The following is a 20,874-nucleotide window of genomic DNA, read 5'->3' on the forward strand; positions in this document are numbered from 1 at the left end:
TTCGGACGGCCGAGGCAGCCGGGAATTAACGGTCGCCTTTAGTCAGCTCGCGCTTCATATCGATGATGTTCTGGTATTCCGCCAGGGTGGTGTCGCCGATGTGCTGTTTGCCGCCCATCGCTTTGATAAAGCACTGGTGATCGTCTTTATCCAGCTTCTTGATCGCGGTGACCACTTTGGCCTTGAAGTCGGCCGGCAGCGAGTTGCTCACCAGGATCGGGCCGTTCGGGATCAGCGGCGACTGCCAGATGATGCGGATCTGTTTCATCAGGTCAGGGTGATCCATGCGGATCATGCGGGTGAACGCGCCGCTGGTGTAGCCGGTGTTGTAGTCGCCGATCATCGACGCCCAGGTCACCGCGCCTTCGAACTGGCCGTTCAACACGCCGAGAATGTCCTGCTCGTGGCCGCCGGAGAAGGTGACGCTGGAGAAGGTGTTGTTGTATTTGTTGTCGACCGTGCCGCCGAACAGCTTTTTAAACGCCTGGTTCGGGATCAGGAAGCCGGAGGTGGAATCCGGATCGGCGAAGCCGATGGCCTTGCCTTTCAGGTCTTCCAGTTTCTGGTACGGGCTGCCGGCCTTCACCACCACCACCGAGTGGTAGCCGCGCGACTGGTCGACGTCGTCGACCGCGATGCCGACGATGTCCACCGCTTTCGGATCCTTGATGTAGACCGAAGCGAACGACGACGGCGACATGCTCAGCACCAGGTCAATCTTGCCGCCCAGCAGGCCCTGGATCACGCCGGAATAGTCGGACGAGTTGCGCAGCTTGGTATCGACGTTCAGCTCTTTATCCAGAAACTGCTTCACGCACTGGTTATCGCCGATCTGCTGGGTGGCGTTCTGGCCGCCGAGAATGCCCAGGTTCAGCTCTTTCGGCGCATCCGCTGCGGCAGCATTAAATACCATCATCGCGCCGGCCATCAGGGTGGTCAGACTCAATACTTTTTTCATTAGGTGTGCCTTGTGTGTAAAGGGTAAAGGTCAAAAGTGCTTCAATGGATCTGATTGGCTTCTTCGCCATACAGCTGGTGCAGGATCCGTTCGTTCAGTTGCGAAGGATGCCCGTCAAACACGATCTTCCCGTGGGCGATGCCGATCACCCGCGAGCAATACTCTTTCACCAGTTCGACCGAGTGCAGGTTCACCATCACCGCGATGCCGTCTTCGCTGATTTTCTGCAGCGCGTCCATGATGCGGCGGGTGTTTTTCGGATCGAGCGACGCGACCGGCTCATCGGCCAGCAGGATTTGCGGGTTTTGCATCAGCGCGCGGCAGATGGCGACGCGCTGCATTTGGCCGCCGGAGAGGTGCTCGGCGCGCTGCAGCGCGTGCGGCAGCATGTTGAGCCACTGCAACAGCTCGATGGCGCGAGCGCGGTCGGCGTCATCGAACAGTTTGAAGAAGGATTTCAGAGTGGACGTATGGCTCAGACGGCCCAGCAGCACGTTGGTCATCACGTCCAGCCGCGGCACCAGGCAGAAGTCCTGGAAGATCATGCCGCAGCGCGCGCGCCACTGGCGCATCTGGCGGCCGGCCAGCTGGGCGATATCCTGCGCCGCACCATCGTCTTCGAAGTGCAGCATCTCGCCGCAGCTGGAAGGAATGGTGCCGTTCAGGGTGTGCAGCAGCGTGGACTTGCCCGCGCCGGAACGGCCGATCACCGCCACGAATTCGCCGGCGTGCAGATCGAAATTGATGTCATCCAGCACGCGCTGCTGCGCTTTGTAGGCCTTGCCGAGCCCCTTTACCGATAACACTTTGCGGGATGCGGCGGCGTGCTGCCCTGGAAAGTCGTGCTGTGCCAATTTTAACAGTGCCTGAGCCATATGATTTCTCTGGTTTCAGTGGCTAATCATTATGGGCACCTATTAACGGATAAGTTTATGACAGTGGGATGATCGTTTTATGGCCGGGGCGTGACGCGTGCCGCCCCGGCGTTCGCCTCACGCCAGGGTGAAGAAGTCCAGCCCCAGCGCCGTCTTGACCTGTTGCAGCGTCTGTTGGCTGACCTGATGCGCGCGGCGGGTACCGTGCTGCAGGATGCGCGTCAGCTCGCCTTTATCGGCGATGAATTCGGCGCGGCGGGTGCGGATCGGCTCAAGCAGGCTCTGCAGGCAATCCTCCAGCAGCCGTTTGATTTTCACGTCCCCCAACCCGCCGCGCCGATAGTGCGCCTTCAGATCCGCCACCAGCGCGGCGTCTTCGCAGAAGGCGTCCAGGTAGGTGAACACCATGTTGCCCTCCACCCGGCCGGGATCGCTGACGTTGAGATGGCCGGGGTCGGTGAACATACTCATCACCGCCTTATGCACCTCGTCGGCGCCGGCGCCAAGCTGGATGGCGTTGCCGCGCGATTTCGACATCTTGCCCTGCCCGTCCAGCCCCGGCAGACGCCCGACGTTGCTCAACAGCGGCTGGCACTCCGTTAATATCGGTTGGCCGACGATGTGGTTGAAACGCCGCACGATCTCATTGGTTTGCTCCAGCATCGGCAGCTGATCCTCGCCGACCGGCACGTGGGTGGCGCCAAAGGCGGTGATGTCCGCCGCCTGGCTGACCGGATAAATCAAAAAACCGGCCGGCAGGCTGCGGGCGAAATCCTTCTCGGCGATTTCGTTTTTCACCGTCGGGTTGCGCTCCAGCCGCGCCACGCTGACCAGGTTGAGGTAGTACATCGTCAGCTCGGCCAACGCCGGCAGCGCCGACTGCAGGCAGATCGTGGTCTTATGCGGATCGATGCCCACCGCCAGATAGTCGGCCACGACGTTGAGCACGTTGGCGCTGATTTTTTGCGGGTTGTTGCCGTTGTCGGTCAGGCCCTGCAGATCCGCCACCATCACCGTTTGGTTATGCTGGTGCTGCAGTTCGACGCGCTGGCGCAGCGAGCCGACGAAGTGGCCTAAATGCAGTGGGCCGGTGGCGCGATCGCCGGTAAGAATGGTGTAGCTCATGACAGTGCTCCTGAAGGTCTGTAGACCGCCGGATCAACGCCACAAAAAATAATGCCGCCAAACCGGCGGCATTAAAAAGAGATGTGAATACTCGTGCCGCCTCAGAAGAGGCGCCACCATGACTGATTGTGGGTGGAGTGCATCGATATATTCATGCCATCAAGGTATACCCGCAGCGGCAGCGCGTCAATAGCCCGCCGCCGGCGCGTAAGACGGCGTTACACTCCGGCATTTGCGTTCCTGGCCTGGCGCGCTAGGGTAAAACCTTCAACCTGAAAAAGGAGCGCATGATGAAGATCGGATTTGCCGGACTGGGTGGGATGGGCAGCGCCATGGCGGCTAACCTGGTGAAGGCGGGATTTGCGTTGACGGTATGGAACCGTTCGCCGCAGGCGGCGCAGCCGCTGGTGAGTGCCGGCGCGCAGCAGGCCGAACGGCCGGAGCAGCTGGCCGATGCCGACGTGCTGATCACCATGCTGGCCGACGATGCCGCCACGCAACAGGTGGTGGTTGACAGCGGGTTGCTGCAACGGATGAAACCGGGCGCGCTGCATATCAACATGGCAACCATCTCGGTCGAACTCGCCCAGCGTTTGACGGCGCTGCATGCGGAACACGGCATCGGCTATCTCGCCGCGCCGGTGCTGGGACGGGTCGACGTGGCCGCCGCCGGCAAGCTGAATATTCTGGCGGCCGGCGATAGCGAGCTACTGAAGCAAGCGCAGCCGCTGTTCGATGCCCTCGGCCAGAAAACCTGGCACTTCGGCGCCGATCCGGCGCAGGCCAACGTGGTCAAAATCGCCACCAACTTTACCCTGGCCAGCGCCATTGAAGCGATGGCGGAAGGCAGCGCGCTGGTGCGCAACTACGGCGTTTCCGGCGCCGACTACCTGCAGATGCTGAGCGGTACCGTCTTCGCCGCCCCGGCCTATCAGGGCTATGGCGCGCTGATCGCCGCCGAGAAGTATTCACCCGCCAGATTCCGCTTGGCGCTGGGGCTGAAGGACGTCGGGCTGGCGCTGGCCGCCGGCGCCGACAGCCATACGCCGATGCCGTTCGCCGGGGTGCTGAAAGACAATTTCCTCGACGCGATGGCGCAGGGGGATGCGGATCTGGACTGGGCGGCGCTGGCCAAGGTAGCGGCGCGACGAGCGGGCCTGAAATAACGAACGGGGGCGTTGGCCCCCGTTTTCCGTACTCAGAACACGATGTCCGCCGCGGGCACGGCGCGGATCGGCACGCCGAAGCTGTCGATATTCGACAACGTCTCGTTATGGTGGGTACGGATCAGCAAACCATCGGCATAGGATTTGTCGTGGCAGGTATGCGCATCCGCCGCCAACGTCACCGGATAACCGTGCGCCGCCGCGCTGCGCACCGTGGTATCGATGCAAAACGGCGTGGAGTAGCCGCAAACCACCAACTGCGATACGCCGTTGGCGATCAGTAACGCGCCGAGCGAAGTGCGCAGGAACGAGTCCGGCGTGGTTTTATCCACCCGATGGTCGCCCGGCGCCACCTTCAGCGCCGCGAGCACTTGCCAGGCGGCGCTGCCGTGCGGCAGTTCGTCGTCCGGCGTATGGTGCTGAATCACGATCACCGGCACACCCGCCTGGCGGGCGCGCTCGCTCAGTTGGTTGATGCGCGCAACGGTGCCCGCGGCATCCGCCGGCGGCGGCGTAAACAACCCTTCCTGCACATCGATAATCAACAGCGCGCTGGTCATGGCGGCTCCCGAAGAGAAGACAAGACAAGTCGCGTCAGCACACCGGCTGGCGCGGGCGGAAAATATGGTCGACGCCCTGCTCGCGCAGCCTGTGCACCAGATCGTGCCCGCCGTTCGGCGTGGCGTGCGCCAGCTGGCGCTCGGCGGTAAACACCGGGCTGGCCCAGAACAGGTTCACCGGGTCGCCATACTGCTGAGGCAACGTCAGGTGCGCGTGATGCGGGTAGAAGGACGACGATAAAATATAGCCTTCATAGCCCAACGGCGCCACGTCGGACTCCAGCGTATGCCCTTCGCCGATCCAGGTCAGCCGCGCCCAAGGGGCGTGAGCGAAACCGGCCAGCGCGCTGGCCATCTGCACCGCGTTGTCTTCGGTCATGTATTGGCTGTCGATGGCGATCGCCATCTCCATGCGGCGATAGCGCGAAGCCTCATCGTTGAACAGGATCTCCACCCACGGCATCGGCCGAATGCTGACGCCCATGGTGAGGAAGTAATAGATGCCGTCGCGCTCGTGCTGAGTGATGGCCATCGGCGGCCACTTGCCCTGATCGATGGCGTAGTATTTTACCGAAGGGCCGAAATGCTGCTCATAGCGCGCCTGAAAATCGCGCTGCATCTTCGGCCACGGATTGCCCTCTTCACGCTGCCAGCTGCGCCAAAACTGGCGGGTGCTTTCCGCCTGCGCATATTGCGTGTTGGTCGAGGCCGAACCGAGCGGATAGGCCAACGGGCTCTCCTTGATGCAGCTGGCCGAATAGCACACCGAATGGTCGATATACAGGCTCCAGCCGGGGATCACCGCCAGCAGTTGGCCGTAATACCACAGGGCCGCGCCGTCGTCGCTTTCGCTCCACACCACCATCAGCCCTTCCGGGTTCAGCGGCGCTTCCCCTTCCAGGTTGCGGCAAAATTCCGCCGCCAGCATCGGCGGTTGCCCCTGCTCCAGCGCGGCGCGATCTTCCTGCAACGGCGCGGCGGCCAGATTGCGCAGCCAGCAGGCGCGCACCTGATAGCGATCGCTGTAGGCTTCGGCGGGATAGATGTAAAAATAGGCTGCCCGGTGATCTTGCTGAACCACCGCGACCAGCGTCTGGTTCTCATTGCTGACTTCAGCAAGTACGTATGACTCGTTCATATCACCTCAATAGGGTCAGGGCGCGGCAGAATCGGCTGCGCGCAAAAAATGGAATGTGGCTTTGCCCTCAAGTGTAAAACGCATTACTGGCCGGATCACCCGTAAAAGTCTCAAAAACGGCCGTAAACGAAGATAAACAAAGGTTAATTATAGCGGCTGCGGCTCATGACGCCTGAGTGATGCGCCGCACCGCGCGCTGATAGGAACCGTTGCGCATCGACGCGCCCAGCACTTTGCCGAGGCCTGCAGCCCCCGTTCGCACCAGCCGCCGCCGCAACGCGCCCGGATGAAAGCCGAACTGCCGCTGCGCCCAATCGGGCAACAGATCGATGCCCGCCTGCATCACCACCCCGCCGAGCGGGCGCGCCAACGCGCTCGGCGCCGGCGCCTTCAGCAGAATGCGCGCCACCTCTTGGGTGCGTTCGTCACAGACCAGCTGCGGCCGCATCGCCTGCAGATAGTCGTCTACTTCCGCGCAGGACTGAGGGATAGCGGTCGCCCCCAGCGCGGCGGCCACGCGCGCCGCTTCGCGATAGTATTGATCCTGCAAATCGCGGGAAAGATGCGGGTTGCGGTAGCGCAGGTGGCTGGCCAGAAAACGGCTGCTCTCCGCCACGTGCACCCAGGTCAGCAGCGCCGGATCGCTGGCGGCATAGGGCGTGCCGTCGCTGCCGACGCCGGTCACCCGCAGGTGGATGGCTTTGACTTTGGCGATCAGCCGCTCCGCCTCGGCGGTCGGGCCGAAGGTGGTGACCGACACGAACTGGCTGGTGCGGCGCAGGCGGCCAATCATATCGTCGCGGAAGTTGGAGTGATCCCATACGCCGGCCAGCGCCAACGGGTGCAGCATTTGCAACAGCAAGGCGCTGACGCCGCCGCACAGCATCGGGGTGAAATCGCGGTGTACCTGCCAGATGACAGACTGCGGGCCGAACAGCCCCGGATCGCCGGGCGGATTCTCAAAATCGACGCCGCCGAGCGCCAACCCGGTCAGGCTGAGCACCTGTTTTTCTATCGCTGCGCGTACCGCTTCCATCCTGCCGCCCTCTTGCTCATTCAGCGGCCAGTGTATCACGCGGCGAGCGCCTCATTGCGCCCTGCGGCGGTTGAAAGCTTTAACTTACTGAATTACAGTTGTTATACCGCTTGCAACCAGGCGGGCCTATTCGATCCACTGCAGAGGCGCTTTGCAGGGCGTTAACCCACGTTAATTCGGCACTAACCCCACAAAACCTCTATCTAGTTTCTTTTCCTTCAACTTAGATAGCAGAGAGTTCGATGATTACCATCAGAGCACGCGCGGCGGAAGACAACGCGCAATTGGCAGATATCTGGCTGCGTTCGGTGCGCGCCACTCACCACTTTTTAACCGAAGACAACATCGCACAACTGTTCCCGCTGGTGCTGAACGACTATCTGCCGGCGGTCAACGTTTGGGTGGCCGAAGAGCAGCCGGGGCATCCCTGCGGCTTTATCGGTCTGAACGGCAACAAGGTGGAGATGCTGTTTATCGACGCCGATCAGCGCGGCAAAGGCGTGGGCAAAGCGCTGCTCACCCACGCGGAAACGCTGCACGATGAGCTGCAGCTGGACGTGAACGAGCAAAATCCGCAGGCCAGCGGCTTCTACCGCCACTACGGTTTTGTCATCACCGGCCGCTCACCGCTCGACGGCCAGGGCAACCCGTTCCCGCTGCTGCACATGAAGCTGGAAAAACGCTAGTCCGCCCCCGCCGGCCGCCCTGCGGCCGGTTTTCTCCCCCTTCTCTCGCCCGCCGCCTAATATATCAAATCAGAATAAGTAATAGATTTTACATTCTTCCTGTCACTATCAACCCTCGGTAGGATTGCCCGGTATTCACCCGCAACAGAGGTTCCGTCCGTCACTTCCCGCCGGGTTGTGCCCCGCCGAAAAGCCGAACGATCCTTGTCCGGCGCGACGCGCCCCGGACGGAATGCTGTGATGTATCAATAAGGATCCGCTTCGCTATGATCGTTCTTTCGAACGTTTGCAAAACTTTTGACAGCGCACAGGGCCGCGTCGTGGCGGTTGACGACGTCAGCCTGGCGATAGAAGCCGGGCAAATTTACGGCATCATCGGCTACAGCGGCGCCGGCAAAAGCACGCTGATCCGCCTGCTCAATGGCCTGGAAAAGCCCACCAGCGGCCGCATTGACGTGGGCGGATTCGATATCGCCCGCGCCAAAGGCAGCCACCTGCGCCAGGCGCGGCTGAAAATCAGCATGGTGTTCCAACACTTCAACCTGCTGTGGTCGCGCACCGTCAGCCAAAACATCGCTTTTTCCATGCAGATAGCCGGCGTCCCCAAGGCGCAGATTGCCCCGCGCGTGGCGGAACTGATCGCGCTGGTTGGCCTGCAGGGGCGCGAAAACGCCTACCCGTCGCAGCTCAGCGGCGGCCAGAAACAGCGCGTCGGTATCGCCCGCGCGCTGGCCAATAACCCGAGCGTGCTGCTGTGCGACGAGGCCACCTCGGCGCTCGATCCGCAAACCACCGACGCCATTCTCGACCTGCTGCTGGCCATCAATCGCCAGCTGAAATTGACCATCGTGCTGATCACCCACGAAATGCACGTGGTGCGCAAAATCTGCCACCGCGTGGCGGTAATGGAAAACGGCCGCATCGTCGAAGAGGGGCCGGTGCTCGAGGTGTTCACCCGGCCACAGCAGCCGATCACCCGGCAGTTCGTCAAACAGGTGTCGCAGTATGCGGACACGGCTGAGAGCTTCAACCCGCAGCTCACCGCCCACCTGCCGGGGGCGATCTTCAAGCTGACCTTCGTCGGCGAACAAACTCATCAGGCGGTAATCGCCGAGGTGATTCGGCGCTACCCACTCACCGTCAACATTCTGCACGGCAAGATCAGCCACACCCTCAACGGTTCGTTCGGCGAACTGTACATCCACGCCGAAGGCAACGAACAACACGTCGCCGACATGCTCAGCCTGCTGAACGAAAGAGACATCGCCGTCGAGGTTATCCAACATGATTGAATCCCTGTTCCCCCACCTGCGTCTGGACCAACTGTGGGACGCCACCTGGGAAACGCTGTACATGACCGGCATCGCCGGTTTGGCCACGCTGGTGCTGGGCATCGTGCTCGGCGTGCTGCTGTTTTTAACCTCGAAGGGGCAGTTGCTGCAAAACCGCACGGTCTACACCCTGATCTCCGTGCTGGTCAACGTCTTCCGTTCCATTCCGTTCATCATTCTGATCGTGCTGCTGATCCCGTTCACCAAGTCGCTGATCGGCACCATTCTCGGTGCGGACGCCGCCCTGCCGGCGCTGATCGTCGGCGCCGCGCCGTTCTACGCCCGGCTGGTGGAGATCGCGCTGCGCGAGGTCGACAAAGGGGTAATCGAAGCGGCGCGCTCGATGGGCGCCAAAAACCGCACCCTGATTTTCCGCGTCTTGCTGCCGGAGAGCTCGCCGGCGCTGGTTTCCGGCATCACCGTTACCCTGATCGCGCTGGTGAGCTACACCGCGATGGCCGGGGTGATCGGCGCCGGCGGCCTGGGCAACCTGGCCTATCTGGAAGGCTTCCAACGCAACCACAGTGACGTGACGCTGGTGGCGACGCTGACGATCCTGCTGATCGTTTTCGTCATTCAGTTCATTGGCGACACCCTGACAAGAACGCTCGATAAACGTTAATTAACCAAGGAAAACGATGATGAAAAAGCACCTACTGATGTTGGCTTTCGCCTCTGTCGCCACCCTCGCCTCTTACGGCGCCGCCGCGGCAACCAAGCTGGTGGTTGGCGCCTCCAACGTGCCGCACGCCGAGATCCTCGAACAGGCCAAACCGATACTGGCGAAGGAAGGCATCGATCTGCAGATCAAGCGCTTCCAGGACTACATCCTGCCGAACACCGCGCTGGCCAGCCACGACATCGACGCCAACTACTTCCAGCACGTGCCTTACCTGAACTCGGTGCTGAAAGACCACGCCGACGACAAGAGCTACGACTTCGTCAGCGCCGGCGCGATCCATATTGAGCCTATCGGCATCTACTCGAAGAAGTACAAGAGCCTGAAAGATCTGCCGGAAAACGGCAAAATCATCATGCGCGACGCGGTGGCGGAAGAAGGCCGCATTCTGTCAATCTTTGAACGGGAAGGCGTGATCAAGCTGAAGCCAGGGGTGAGCAAGGTGGATGCACGCATCGCCGACGTGGTGGAAAACCCGAAACACCTGAAGTTCCAGGCTAACGTTGAAGGCGCGCTGCTGCCGCAGATGTACAACAACAACGAAGGTGACGCCGTGGTGATCAACGCCAACTACGCCATCGACGCCGGGCTGAATCCGACCAAGGATCCGATCGCGGTCGAAAGCGGCGAAAACAACCCGTACGCCAACATCATCACCGTGCACAAAGCCGACGTGAACAAGCCGGAGATCGTGGCGCTGGTGAAAGTGCTGCACTCCAAGCCGATTCAAGACTTTATCCGCGAGAAATACCAGGGCGCGGTGATCCCGGTCAACCAGTGACGCTGTATACGGCCCGGTAAAAACCGTAATGCTGGTCAGTTAGCGTTTTTATGCAGGCGTTCGTGAAATTTTCGGTCGATAAAAGTGAGATGCCCCATGTGGCTCCCACACCTCGACCGAGCCAGGGGCCGAAGGCGCGGCCCCTGGCAACCCGCGCCTTTGCCCTGTCAGACGGTTGGCTTTGCCAACTCCCCTCCCTCCGCCATAGCGCATTGAGGCCGGTTGCGACAGGCGTCCCTGCCTGTCTCACCTGAAACCGCCGTCCATGGCGGTTTCGCCTAATGCGCTACGTCTGCGTTCGGCGTCTTCAAGGGCGCCCAACACCGTGCTCATCTCCAACTTCTCTACCACAACCTCATAAGCGACAGATTTCCCGGTAGCTGCCAGCTCAGGTGTTGACCTTGGGCGCGCATCACCGGCTGCCGAGCAAGACGGCGTTGTCAGGGGCAACCGGCCAGGGAAGGCCGGTTGAGGCGAGACTAACAGGGACGTTTGTCGCAGCCGACCCGCCAGACAATGCAGGCGCGGCGAGGGTATCCGCATAGCGGACAGACGGTGTTAAGCAAAGGCGCGGGTGGAGGGGCCGCGCCATCGCCCCTCCAATTGCCGTTCATGTTGGCCATAGAGAAATGCAGGACATTTACGGCAATTCCCCTGCACAGAACGCCCAGAAGCTGGATAAAAAAATGCCACTCAGGATTAACTGATCAGCATTGCGGTAAAAACCGGGCCTGTTTCTACACCTTATTGCCAATCTGGCTGAGACGCGGCCACACCAGCATCAGCGCCTCCAGCAACCGCAACAGATCGTCCCGGCTTGCCCCTTCTCGCGCCTGCACCGACATGCCTTCAATGGTGCAAATCACGTATTTCGCCAGCAGCGCGGTATCGGTTTTCGCCAGCAGCTCGCCCTGTTGCACCTTGCGATCGAAGCAGGCCTTCAGCGCCGCTTCCTGCGCATGATGCTTTTTGCGCAGCATCTGGGCGACGTCGTCGGAAGCGGACGACAGCGCAGCGGAGGCGCACACCATAAAGCAGCCGGAGGGGGTATCGGGATCGGTGAAGACCTGAACCGAAGAACGCACGTAAGCCTCGACGATCTCGGCTACCGGCACATCCTGTTCCAACAGCTGGTTGGTGCAGGTGGTGTATTTTTGCAGATAGCGCTCCACCGCCGCGCGGAACATCCCTTCTTTGTTGCCGAACTCGGCATATAGCGTCGGCGCCTTGGCGCCGGTCACTTCCACCAGATCGGCCAGCGAGGTGGCTTCATACCCGTGCCGCCAGAACAGATCGAGTGCGCTTTCCAACGCCCGGTCGCGATCAAATTGTTTGGGTCTGCCACGGCTTTTCTTGCCGCAGACCGCTTCATTGATGCTCATCGTTCCTCTCCTATCCCGCTCCACAGCAGGCTTAGCACAAATAACTTAACGATCATTATAAAAAAATATTGCGCCCTCGTCGAGAACCGATTAGCATTTAGTTATCGATCGTTAATAAAAATTAGCGAACCGGATTAAAACCCTCTATTGACCGTTATCGAAAAGGAATTAACATCATGAAAAGCTTAAAACTAACCTTAGCCGCCCTCACTCTGGCCAGCGTTTCCTTCGGCAGCTTCGCCGCCGATTTGGTCACTAGCCAACCGGCCGACCAGCAAAAAGTGGGCGTCATCACCGTCAGCGGCGCATCCGATTTGACCTCGCTGGAAAACAGCCTGGCCGCCAAAGCCGATCAGGCCGGCGCCAAATCCTTCCGCATCACCAGCGCCGGCGGCAACAACCAGCTGCATGGCACTGCAGAAATCTATCAATAACAAAGCATTAAGCCTGTGGACTGCATATCCTTATTGCTCACAACGCCAGGGCGTAAAAAAAATTAATTAACGAGCATTAAAAAAATACTTGCAATCCGTCAAACCGGCATCTAACATTAAATTATCGATCGTTAATTAATTTAACGACCTTACAAAACAAACATCGTAAAGAACACTGATAGGAAATAAGACCATGAAAAACCTGAAAATGACCATCGCAGCCATCGCACTGGCTTCCGCCTCCTTCGGCAGCTTCGCCGCCGAACTGGTTAACACGCAACCCGCCGACCTGCAAAAAGCCGGCGTCGTTACCGTCAGCGGCGCGTCCGACCTGAGCAGCCTGGAAAACAAACTGGCGGCCAAAGCCGACGCGGCGGGTGCCAAATCCTTCCAGATCATCGCCACTACCGGTGACAACAAACTGCACGGCACCGCGATCATCTACAATTAATGGCCGGATCGGCAATCGTGCAAAAGGGCGGCTCAGGCCGCCTTTTGTTTGCTTTAACGCCAACGTTCTGTTGTAAGCTGTAGCGACCTCTTCCCGCTGAGCCGAGCAACGCCATGACTCCCCTGCTGTTTCACAAATATCACGGTCTGGGCAACGACTACCTGGTATGCCACCGTTCGGTCGCCGATCGCCTGAGCCAGGAACAAATCCGCCTGCTGTGCCACCCGCATTACGGCATCGGTTCCGACGGCCTGCTGATCGACAGCGGCGACGCCGTCAATCCCACCCTGCGCATCATCAACCCGGACGGCTCCGAAGCGGAGAAAAGCGGCAACGGCTTGCGTATCTACGCGCGGTATCTGTTCGACAGCAAGCGCGTGGCGCATCAGCCGTTTCTGGTGCACACCGCCGGCGGCGACGTGCGTTGCCAGGTGGCGGAAGACGCGCATCAGATAACCGTGGAGATGGGGCGCGCCAATTTCAGCCCGGCGGCGCTGCCGGCCTTGATCGATCTGCCGGAGGCGCTGAACTATCCGCTGCCCCTGAAGGAGGAGACGTTAAGCGTTTCGCTGGTGTCGATGGGCAACCCGCACTGCGTGGTGCCGGTGGAAAAACTGGATCTGGCGCAGGTGCATCGGCTCGGACCGCAGATTGAGCTCCATCCGCTGTTCCCGAAACGCACCAATGTACAACTGGTGGAAGTGGTCGATCGCCAGACGCTGCGCATCGGCATCTGGGAGCGCGGCGCCGGCTTTACCCTCGCCTCCGGCAGCAGCAGCTGCGCCGCCGCCAGCGTGATGCGCAAGTTGGGACGAGTCGGCGAGCGGGTTAGTGTGCGGATGCCGGGCGGCGAACTGCAGATCGCCTTCAGCGGCGATTTTCAGGTCAGCATGCGCGGACCGGTGCATAAAATCGCCACCCTGACGCTGGACGAAGACTGCTTTGCCGGCGGCGCGGGGCTGTTTACGGGATCCACCCCAGCAGCCTGAACCACAGATAGTCCAACGGCACCAGCAGTGCGAAGCTGAGCGCGGCCAACAGCAGGCACAGCTTTAGCCCTTCGCGCGCCGGCACTTTGCCCATCCCCATCGCCACCACGATCGGCGAGGCCTGATACGGCAACAGCGGCGTGGCGTAACCGATCACCTGGGTCATCAGCACCGTCAGCAGCGGCAAGCCGCTGCCTGCGGACAACGCCTGCGCCAGCGGGGTAAACAGCGCCGGCACGCCGTTGGCGGTCACCACGAAATTCAACAGCGCGGTGATCCCCACCAGCGAACCGAATGCGGCAAACGGTTTGCCGTGCAGATCCGGCATCATCGCCAGCAGCGCGCCGCCCAACCGATCGCCGAGCCCCGAGTGGCTGACCAATGCAGTCAGCCCCAGGATCCCCGCCACGTAAATACAGGTGCGCACGTTGACCCCGGCGGCGAACTGCTCGCCGTTGAGAAAACCGATGCGCGGCAACAGGCAGAAGCAGGCCGCCGCCAACCCTATCCAGGCGGGGGCGATGCCGTGCCAGCTGTCGGTCATCCACAACAGTACCGTAATGCCCAACAGCGCGATCAGCCGCCACTCGGCGGCACTGAGCGGCGTTTGCCCCGCCTCGGTCGCCACCGGCTGCGGCCGCGCACGGAACAGGCCGCAGATGCACAACGTCAACAATGCGCCTTTGGCCACCCCGAGCACCGGGGCATGCAACAGCAGATAAGAGAGATAGGCGAAGTGGCTGCCGTAGGCGCTTTCTGCCGCGCCGCTCATCACCAGGTTAGGCACGTTGGCCGGCAGGATGCTGGCGGAAAGCTGGAAGGTGCCGAACCCCACCGCCAGCGCCAAACCGATGCGGCCGCGCGAACCTTCAGTCAGACCGGCGCGCTCGGCCAACGCCATGACGATCGGCATCAGCAGCGTAATCCGCCCCATGTTGGAGGGCATGACAAACGCCAACGCGTAGCTTATCGCCACCACGCCGCCCACCAGGCGCGGCCAGGAACCGGCCAGATGCGGCAAGAGTCGGTTGGCCAGGCGATCCGCCAAGCCGGTGCTGCGGATGGCGGTGCCCAACACGAAACCGCTGAGCACCAGCCAGAATGCGGAAGACGCGAAACCGGAAAAGGTCACCGCGGCGGGTGCCAGCTGCAATACCATCACCGCCGCAAAGAACAGCAACGCGACCAAATACTCCGGCAAACGGGCGCTGGCCCATAGCGCGATGACCACCAGCGTGACCAGCGCAGACAGCGCCATGGGATCCCCCAACATAATTCTCCTCCCTGATAAAACGTTGTGATTGTTATCAAACGGTTAACAGGGTGACACAAGGCGCGGGCGTTAACCTTGAAACCGCTCACATATCGTCGTTCTGCAGATTTTTCAGCATGCACACATTGCAGCCGTGGTGGCCGGTATTGCCGCGCCGTTCCGTCAGCAGCGTGAAACCCAGCGCGTAATACAACCCGATCGCCTCTTTCAATTGTTCGGTGGTTTCCAGATAGCAATAGCGATACCCTGCCGCCCGGGCCGCCTTCAGCGCCTGCACCACCATATAGCGCGCCATGCCCAACCCGCGCGCGCCGGGTTTGAAGAACAGTTTCTGCAGCTCGCAATAGCCGGGCTCTTCGCCGGCCAGCGGCGCCATGCCGACGCCCCCCACCACCTGCCCGTCCCGCTCCAGCACCCAGTAGCGGCCGCCGTTGTCGCGATACAGGCCGGTCAGCCGATCGAGATCGGGATCGTGCAGGCTGACGCCTTCCATCTTGTCCATGCCGTACTCGCGAAACACCTCGCGAATGATCGCCGCCATCGCCGCATCGTCGCGCTCGGCGATCGGCCGCACCCGCAGATTGGCGTCGCGCTGTTTGCGTGCGCTCCGCAGCGCCGCGGTCATCTTTTTCATCGCCGCAGTGGTGCTCGCCAGCTCATCGTCACCCAACTGCGCCAGCGCCGCCTGCATAAAACCGTCGGCGTCGCTCTCGATGCCGGCCAGCGCCTTGCCGCCCTGTTTACTCAGCCGATGCAGGTTGTGCCGCCTGTCATCCGGATGATCCACCGTTTCTATCACGCCGGCGGCCACCAGGCTGCGCAGCGCCCGGCTGGCGCTGGCCTTGTCGATGCACAGCCGGGCCGCCAGCTCGGTGACGCCCAGCGGCTGCTCGCTGACTTCGATCATCAGATGGATCTGCAGCGGCGAAAAGCGCGAGCCGTTGCTCTGCTTGTTCAACATGCCGAATTCTCTGACCAAATTGCGCGCCAATGCTCTGAAATCCCTGATGTTCACAATTGATATCCCCAATTAGCTACCGATAAAAAATGAGATTTAGTTGATAGTGTTACCTAATTCTCACTACCTTAACGGATCATCAAACCGCCATGAACCCCGGTATAACAGAGGAGCTGATGCAAAACGTTACATTACCCAATACAGTAAACTGATTAATTCAAAAAAATCAGAATAAAAATTCATTAATTTAATGTTGATAAAACAATAAACCAGTTAAAAAACATACAATCGTGAAAAAATCTGCGGATGAGAGAAGAAATCGATATCAATTCATTGCATTACAATAGGTTACAACAATGTTAATAGCGGCATTAATGCCGATATCTTGTTGTAATTTGTTACATATTCATGGCAGGATCGCGGCGCTTCCATAACGGCGACAATGCTCGTTATGGAAACATCGGGCGCGGGTTGCTCCCGCGCCGTTTTATGCTCATGGAGAGATCGCATGCCAATGAAAAAATCACTCGCCGTCTGTTCCGTCGCCCTTTCCGTCACTTTGCTGGCGGGCTGCGCGACCGAATCCTCCCGCTCTTTGGAAGTGCCGAAAGTGGCTTCCTACAACACCACTTATCAGGGCCCACGCAGCCCTATCGCCGTCGGTAAATTCGACAACCGCTCCAGCTACATGAATGGCATCTTCTCCGATGGCGTCGATCGGCTGGGCAATCAGTCCAAGACTATCCTGATCACGCATTTGCAGCAGACTGGCCGTTTCAACGTGCTGGATCGCGCCAACATGGAAGAGTTGAAAACTGAAGCCGGCATTAAAGGGAAAGCACAAACGCTGAAAGGCGCCAACTATGTGATTACCGGCGATGTCACTGAATTCGGCCGCAAAGAAGTCGGCGATCATCAGCTGTGGGGCATTTTGGGCCGGGGTAAATCACAGGTCGCTTACGCCAAAGTTAATCTGAACGTCGTGAACGTACAGACCTCAGAAGTCGTCTATTCCTCTCAGGGCGCCGGTGAATACGAACTGTCCAATCGCGAAATCATCGGTTTCGGGGGCACCGCCAGCTACGACTCCACCCTTAACGGCAAGGTGCTGGATCTGGCCGTGCGTGAAGCCGTCAATAACCTGGTTACCGGTCTCGAAAACGGCGCATGGCGCCCTGCTAACTAACGGACTAGAAGCAGAAAGATGATAACTAAAAAAATGGGCGGGGCGCTGTTTGCAGCGACCCTGTTGGCCGGCTGCGCCGCGCCGAAAACGCTTTACAATTGGGATGGCTACCAAACTTCTCTTTATCAATACTACCAGCAGGATGGGCAAAGCCCTGAGCAGCAGATCGCTACGCTGAAAGAGATCGTCGAGAAATCCCGCGCCAAGGATAAAGCCGTACCGCCGGGGCTGCATGCGCAACTGGGGCTGCTGTACAGCAAAACCGGCAACGACGGACAAGCCATGAGTGAATTCAACACGGAAAAAGCGCTGTTCCCGGAATCGGCATCGTTTATGAATTTCCTGATGGCCAAGGATAAGGGGAGCTTTAAATGAAGCGTGTACTCACTTTCCTCAGCGTTACCGCCATCCTGTTGCTGAGCGGCTGTGCTAAGCAAACGCCTTATGACTATGCGGCATTCCATGAGAGCAAGCCGAAGTCGATCCTGGTCTTGCCGCCGGTTAATCAGTCGCCGGATGTCAAAGCCAGCCACAGCGTGCTCGCCAGTGCAACCTTACCGCTGGCCGAGGCCGGTTACTATGTGCTGCCGGTCGCTGTAGTGGAGGAAACCTTCCTGCAAAACGGTCTAACCAACGCCAACGACATCCGCGCCGTCAGTCCGAAAAAACTGCACCAGATTTTCGGCGCCGACACCGTGCTGTACCTGGATGTCACGCAATACGGTACCAGCTACATGGTGATCAGCAGCGAAACTCGCGTTACCGTAGCCGCTCGCCTGGTTGACCTGCGCAACGGCAAACAGCTGTGGGCCGGCACCGCCACCGCATCCAGCAACGAAGGCAACAACAATTCAGGTGGCCTGCTGGGCATGGTGATCAGCGCCGCGATTTCACAAATCGCGGATACCATCAGCGACAAAGGGTTCGACATTGGTGCCATCGCCAACACTCGCCTCCTGTCGGCAACAGGTCAGAACGGCGCCATTCTTTATGGCCCGCGCTCACCTCATTACGCCAGCCAGCGTTAAGCAGTCTCTCGGGCGGCCTTCTCGGGCCGCCTATGCCAAACTTGTCCCTTTTGCCAAAAGTAGCCCATGCTTTAACTGCTCCTTTCCTTCTGGCTAACCGGGACGCTGGCTCATGACGAAAAAAACCACCCTGCTGCAATTCTTCCACTGGTACTACCCCGACGGCGGCAAACTGTGGCAGGAGGCCGCCGAACGCGCCCCGCACCTCGCCGAACTGGGCATTACCGATCTGTGGCTGCCGCCCGCCTACAAAGGCGCTTCCGGCGGTTACTCCGTCGGTTACGACACCTACGATCTGTTCGATCTGGGCGAGTTTGACCAGAAAGGCAGCGTGGCCACCAAATACGGCGACAAGGCGGCGCTCGAACACGCCGCCACTGCGCTGCGCGAACACGGCGTGGGGGTGCTCTACGACGTGGTGTTCAACCACAAGCTCGGCGCGGACGAGAAAGAACGGGTGCACGTGTTCAAGGTGGACGCCAACAACCGCAACGACATTGACGACCAGGGCTTCGACGCGCTGGCCTATACCCGCTTTACCTTCCCCGGCCGCCAGGGCGCGCATTCCGAGTTTATCTGGGATTACAAATGCTTCAGCGGCGTCGATTACGTTGAGCAGCCGGACGATAAAGGGGTGTTTAAAATCGCCAACGACTACGGCGACGACGGCTGGAACGATCAGGTCGACGACGAGAAAGGCAACTACGACTACCTGATGGGCGCCGACGTGGAGTTCCGCAATACCGCCGTGACAGAGGAGCTCAAATACTGGGCGCGCTGGCTGCTGGACACGCTGCCGTGCGACGGCTTCCGCCTCGACGCCGCCAAACACATTCCCGCCTGGTTCTTCAAAGAGTGGGCGGATCACGTGCGCGACAGCGCGCAGCGCGATCTGTTTATCGTCGCCGAATACTGGTCGCACGATCTCAGCGCGCTGCAACAATACATCGAGTTGGTGGACGGCAAAGTGATGCTGTTCGACGTGGCGCTGCACCTGAAGTTTCATCAGGCGTCAAAACAGGGCGACGGCTTCGACATGGCGCAGATCTTCACCGATACCCTGACCGCCGCCGATCCGGCCCACGCGGTGACGCTGGTCGCCAACCACGATACCCAGCCGCTGCAATCGCTGGAGGCGCCGGTGGAACCCTGGTTCAAACCGCTGGCCTACGCGCTGATCCTGCTGCGCGAACAGGGCGTGCCCTGCGTGTTTTACCCCGACCTTTATGGCGCCAGTTACCGCGATAAAGGGCGTGACGGCGGCGAGTACCAGATTGACATGCCGGCGATCCCGGAGCTGGAGAAGCTGATTGCCGCTCGCCAGCGCTTCGCCAACGGCCCGCAAACCGACTACTTCGACGACAGCCACTGCGTGGCCTTCAGCCGCGCCGGCACCGCCGACGCCCCCGGCTGCGTGGTGGTGTTGACCAACGGCGGCGAAAGCGGCAAGACGGTCGCGCTCGGCGCCGATCTGGCGCGCACCGCCTGGCGCGATTTCCTCGGTAACCGCCAGGAGGAAATCACCACCGACGACCAGGGCAGCGCCCATTTCCCGGTCAACGCCGGCAGCGTCAGCGTCTGGGTGCCGACAGGCAGCCTGTGAACGCCCGCCGCCGCGCAATGATGCCGCGGCGGCAAAACTAATGTTTGCCTTTCGGGTCTAACTTACGCTATCAACTGCGCAAGCCATTCACACCGGAGCCTAAATAGGGTACAAGGCTGCATGAAAATTCCAAAACGACTCCAGCCGCTGGTGGATGACGGATTAATCGACGAAGTCATCCGCCGTTTGAAAAGCGGCAAAGAAGCCGACGTGTTTATCGTGCGCTGCGGCGATGAGATCCGCTGCGCCAAAGTGTACAAAGAAGCCGAGAAGCGCAACTTCAAGCAGGCCGTGCACTATCAGGAAGGGCGCAAGGTGCGCAACAGCCGCGACGCGCGCGCCATGAGCAAAGGCTCCAAATTCGGCCGTCAGCAACAGGAAGAAGCCTGGCAGAACACCGAAGTGGACGCGCTGTATCTGCTGGCCAGGGCCGGGGTGCGGGTGCCGCAGCCGGACATCTGCCTGGACGGCGTGCTGCTGATGGAGCTGATCACCGACGAGGAAGGCCTGGTGGCGCCGCGTCTGAGCGATGTCATCCTGACGCCGGAACAGGCGCGCGCCGATCATGCTCTGATGATGAACTACGCGGTGCGCATGCTGTGCGCCGGCTTGGTGCACGGCGATCTGTCGGAATTCAACGTGCTGATGGATAAAGACGGGCCGGTGATCATCGATCTGCCGCAGGTGGTGGACGCCGCCGCCAACAACCACGCCAAAAGCATGTTCGAGCGCGATATCGACAATCTGGCGGAATATTACGGCCAATTTGCGCCGGAGCTGCGCGACAGCCAATATGCCAAAGAGATCTGGGCGCTGTATCAGGAAGGCACGCTGACGCCGGACAGCGTCCTCAGCGGCCGATTCAGCGAAATCCAAAAGCGCGCCGACGTCGGCTCGGTGCTGGAAGAGATCCAGGCCGCCAGCGAGGAACATCAGCGCCGCCTCATGGCGCGCAACGCGGAAGAGTAACGCCCGCGCTACTCGACGCGAAACACGTCCGGCCGCTGCGGGGTCGCGGCTTCGTGATAGATATCCCCCAGATAGCCGGCGATCTCCTCTTCGCGCAGATCCGCCGGCAACACGATATCGTAGCTGGGGGCATATTTGCGCTCCGGCAGCGTCACGCGGAACAGCCGCCATTCGTCCCCGATACGCTTCACGCCTACCAGGCGGCCGAACACGTTAAAAATCATCATCCGCCATTCCCCTTTTCGTCGCTTTCAGGCTATAACACT

At 60.2% G+C, this 20,874-nt stretch carries 23 protein-coding genes; 13 read left to right on the forward strand and 10 right to left on the reverse strand.

Features of this window, described 5'->3' with window-relative positions:
* Nucleotides 1-25: 25 nt before the first annotated feature.
* From phnD to trpS, 3 genes are all read right to left on the reverse strand, one after another.
* Nucleotides 26-958, reverse strand: a complete 933-nt coding sequence (gene phnD, locus ACUTQY_RS09900; protein ID WP_019454696.1) for a phosphonate ABC transporter substrate-binding protein — start codon at nucleotides 956-958, stop codon at nucleotides 26-28.
* 41 nt (nucleotides 959-999) lie between these two features.
* Complete coding sequence (gene phnC / locus ACUTQY_RS09905) at nucleotides 1,000-1,833, reverse strand: phosphonate ABC transporter ATP-binding protein (RefSeq protein WP_033642325.1); 834 nt, start codon at nucleotides 1,831-1,833, stop codon at nucleotides 1,000-1,002.
* Between the two features lie 117 nt (nucleotides 1,834-1,950).
* The gene (gene trpS / locus ACUTQY_RS09910; protein ID WP_046686640.1) at nucleotides 1,951-2,958 is read right to left on the reverse strand and encodes a tryptophan--tRNA ligase; all 1,008 of its coding nucleotides are present in this window, start codon (nucleotides 2,956-2,958) and stop codon (nucleotides 1,951-1,953) included.
* Nucleotides 2,959-3,248: 290 nt separating this feature from the next.
* Between trpS and ACUTQY_RS09915 the strand changes: the two genes are divergently transcribed.
* The gene (locus ACUTQY_RS09915) at nucleotides 3,249-4,124 is read left to right on the forward strand and encodes an NAD(P)-dependent oxidoreductase (protein ID WP_046686639.1); all 876 of its coding nucleotides are present in this window, start codon (nucleotides 3,249-3,251) and stop codon (nucleotides 4,122-4,124) included.
* 32 nt (nucleotides 4,125-4,156) lie between these two features.
* Here ACUTQY_RS09915 and ACUTQY_RS09920 read toward each other — a convergent pair whose 3' ends face one another.
* From ACUTQY_RS09920 to ACUTQY_RS09930, 3 genes are all read right to left on the reverse strand, one after another.
* Nucleotides 4,157-4,684, reverse strand: a complete 528-nt coding sequence (locus tag ACUTQY_RS09920; RefSeq protein ID WP_033642321.1) for a cysteine hydrolase family protein — start codon at nucleotides 4,682-4,684, stop codon at nucleotides 4,157-4,159.
* Between the two features lie 34 nt (nucleotides 4,685-4,718).
* Nucleotides 4,719-5,822, reverse strand: coding sequence for a suppressor of fused domain protein (locus ACUTQY_RS09925; protein ID WP_033642320.1), 1,104 nt, complete (start codon nucleotides 5,820-5,822; stop codon nucleotides 4,719-4,721).
* A gap of 163 nt (nucleotides 5,823-5,985) precedes the next feature.
* Nucleotides 5,986-6,858, reverse strand: coding sequence for an oxygenase MpaB family protein (locus ACUTQY_RS09930; RefSeq protein WP_046686638.1), 873 nt, complete (start codon nucleotides 6,856-6,858; stop codon nucleotides 5,986-5,988).
* 242 nt (nucleotides 6,859-7,100) lie between these two features.
* Here ACUTQY_RS09930 and ACUTQY_RS09935 point away from each other — a divergent pair, with 242 nt between their 5' ends.
* The 4 genes from ACUTQY_RS09935 (at nucleotide 7,101) to ACUTQY_RS09950 (ending at nucleotide 10,335) form a co-directional block, all read left to right on the forward strand.
* On the forward strand, nucleotides 7,101-7,544 hold the full coding sequence (locus ACUTQY_RS09935) for an acetyltransferase (protein ID WP_033642318.1): 444 nt from the start codon (nucleotides 7,101-7,103) through the stop codon (nucleotides 7,542-7,544).
* A gap of 266 nt (nucleotides 7,545-7,810) precedes the next feature.
* The gene (locus ACUTQY_RS09940; RefSeq protein ID WP_033642317.1) at nucleotides 7,811-8,836 is read left to right on the forward strand and encodes a methionine ABC transporter ATP-binding protein; all 1,026 of its coding nucleotides are present in this window, start codon (nucleotides 7,811-7,813) and stop codon (nucleotides 8,834-8,836) included.
* A complete protein-coding gene (locus tag ACUTQY_RS09945; RefSeq protein WP_033642316.1) occupies nucleotides 8,829-9,497 on the forward strand; it encodes a methionine ABC transporter permease in 669 nt (222 codons plus the stop codon). Before ACUTQY_RS09940 ends, ACUTQY_RS09945 begins: the two co-directional genes overlap by 8 nt.
* A gap of 19 nt (nucleotides 9,498-9,516) precedes the next feature.
* Nucleotides 9,517-10,335: a MetQ/NlpA family ABC transporter substrate-binding protein gene (locus ACUTQY_RS09950; RefSeq protein ID WP_033652662.1), complete on the forward strand. Its 819-nt coding sequence runs from the start codon at nucleotides 9,517-9,519 to the stop codon at nucleotides 10,333-10,335.
* A 737-nt stretch (nucleotides 10,336-11,072) separates the two neighbouring features.
* Here the strand turns inward: ACUTQY_RS09950 and ACUTQY_RS09955 are convergent.
* Nucleotides 11,073-11,717 (reverse strand): TetR/AcrR family transcriptional regulator, encoded by a 645-nt coding sequence (locus ACUTQY_RS09955; RefSeq protein WP_033642313.1) that lies wholly within the window; start codon nucleotides 11,715-11,717, stop codon nucleotides 11,073-11,075.
* 176 nt (nucleotides 11,718-11,893) lie between these two features.
* On the opposite strand from ACUTQY_RS09955, the gene bhsA (ACUTQY_RS09960) reads away from it, so the two are divergent.
* The 3 genes from bhsA (ACUTQY_RS09960) to dapF all read left to right on the forward strand — a co-directional run bounded on the left by bhsA (ACUTQY_RS09960) (nucleotide 11,894) and on the right by dapF (nucleotide 13,591).
* Nucleotides 11,894-12,151: a multiple stress resistance protein BhsA gene (bhsA, locus tag ACUTQY_RS09960; protein ID WP_033642312.1), complete on the forward strand. Its 258-nt coding sequence runs from the start codon at nucleotides 11,894-11,896 to the stop codon at nucleotides 12,149-12,151.
* Nucleotides 12,152-12,344: 193 nt separating this feature from the next.
* Nucleotides 12,345-12,602, forward strand: a complete 258-nt coding sequence (gene bhsA / locus ACUTQY_RS09965; RefSeq protein ID WP_033642311.1) for a multiple stress resistance protein BhsA — start codon at nucleotides 12,345-12,347, stop codon at nucleotides 12,600-12,602.
* A gap of 113 nt (nucleotides 12,603-12,715) precedes the next feature.
* Nucleotides 12,716-13,591 (forward strand): diaminopimelate epimerase, encoded by an 876-nt coding sequence (dapF, locus tag ACUTQY_RS09970; protein WP_046686637.1) that lies wholly within the window; start codon nucleotides 12,716-12,718, stop codon nucleotides 13,589-13,591.
* Here dapF and ACUTQY_RS09975 read toward each other — a convergent pair.
* Both ACUTQY_RS09975 and ACUTQY_RS09980 read right to left on the reverse strand, forming a co-directional pair.
* Nucleotides 13,566-14,864, reverse strand: a complete 1,299-nt coding sequence (locus ACUTQY_RS09975) for an SLC13 family permease (protein WP_046686636.1) — start codon at nucleotides 14,862-14,864, stop codon at nucleotides 13,566-13,568. The genes dapF and ACUTQY_RS09975 overlap by 26 nt on opposite strands.
* Nucleotides 14,865-14,949: 85 nt before the next feature.
* Nucleotides 14,950-15,855 carry a bifunctional helix-turn-helix transcriptional regulator/GNAT family N-acetyltransferase gene (locus ACUTQY_RS09980; RefSeq protein WP_084710283.1) on the reverse strand — a complete coding sequence of 302 codons (906 nt, stop codon included), beginning with the start codon at nucleotides 15,853-15,855 and terminating at the stop codon, nucleotides 14,950-14,952.
* A 481-nt stretch (nucleotides 15,856-16,336) separates the two neighbouring features.
* Here ACUTQY_RS09980 and ACUTQY_RS09985 point away from each other — a divergent pair, with 481 nt between their 5' ends.
* From ACUTQY_RS09985 to ACUTQY_RS10005, 5 genes are all read left to right on the forward strand, one after another.
* Nucleotides 16,337-17,008, forward strand: a complete 672-nt coding sequence (locus ACUTQY_RS09985; RefSeq protein WP_033642307.1) for a CsgG/HfaB family protein — start codon at nucleotides 16,337-16,339, stop codon at nucleotides 17,006-17,008.
* An 18-nt stretch (nucleotides 17,009-17,026) separates the two neighbouring features.
* The gene (locus tag ACUTQY_RS09990; RefSeq protein WP_046686634.1) at nucleotides 17,027-17,383 is read left to right on the forward strand and encodes a DUF4810 domain-containing protein; all 357 of its coding nucleotides are present in this window, start codon (nucleotides 17,027-17,029) and stop codon (nucleotides 17,381-17,383) included.
* Nucleotides 17,380-18,036 (forward strand): DUF799 domain-containing protein, encoded by a 657-nt coding sequence (locus tag ACUTQY_RS09995; protein WP_033642306.1) that lies wholly within the window; start codon nucleotides 17,380-17,382, stop codon nucleotides 18,034-18,036. Before ACUTQY_RS09990 ends, ACUTQY_RS09995 begins: the two co-directional genes overlap by 4 nt.
* 112 nt (nucleotides 18,037-18,148) lie before the next feature.
* The gene (amyA, locus tag ACUTQY_RS10000; protein WP_033642305.1) at nucleotides 18,149-19,639 is read left to right on the forward strand and encodes an alpha-amylase; all 1,491 of its coding nucleotides are present in this window, start codon (nucleotides 18,149-18,151) and stop codon (nucleotides 19,637-19,639) included.
* A gap of 120 nt (nucleotides 19,640-19,759) precedes the next feature.
* Entirely contained in the window at nucleotides 19,760-20,608 is an 849-nt protein-coding gene (locus tag ACUTQY_RS10005) for a PA4780 family RIO1-like protein kinase (RefSeq protein ID WP_033642304.1), read from the forward strand.
* Nucleotides 20,609-20,616: 8 nt separating this feature from the next.
* On the opposite strand, the gene ACUTQY_RS10010 is transcribed toward ACUTQY_RS10005, so the two are convergent.
* The gene (locus ACUTQY_RS10010; protein WP_033642303.1) at nucleotides 20,617-20,835 is read right to left on the reverse strand and encodes a DUF7661 family protein; all 219 of its coding nucleotides are present in this window, start codon (nucleotides 20,833-20,835) and stop codon (nucleotides 20,617-20,619) included.
* Nucleotides 20,836-20,874: the final 39 nt, after the last annotated feature.

This window comes from Serratia sp. TSA_130.1 (assembly GCF_052691795.1).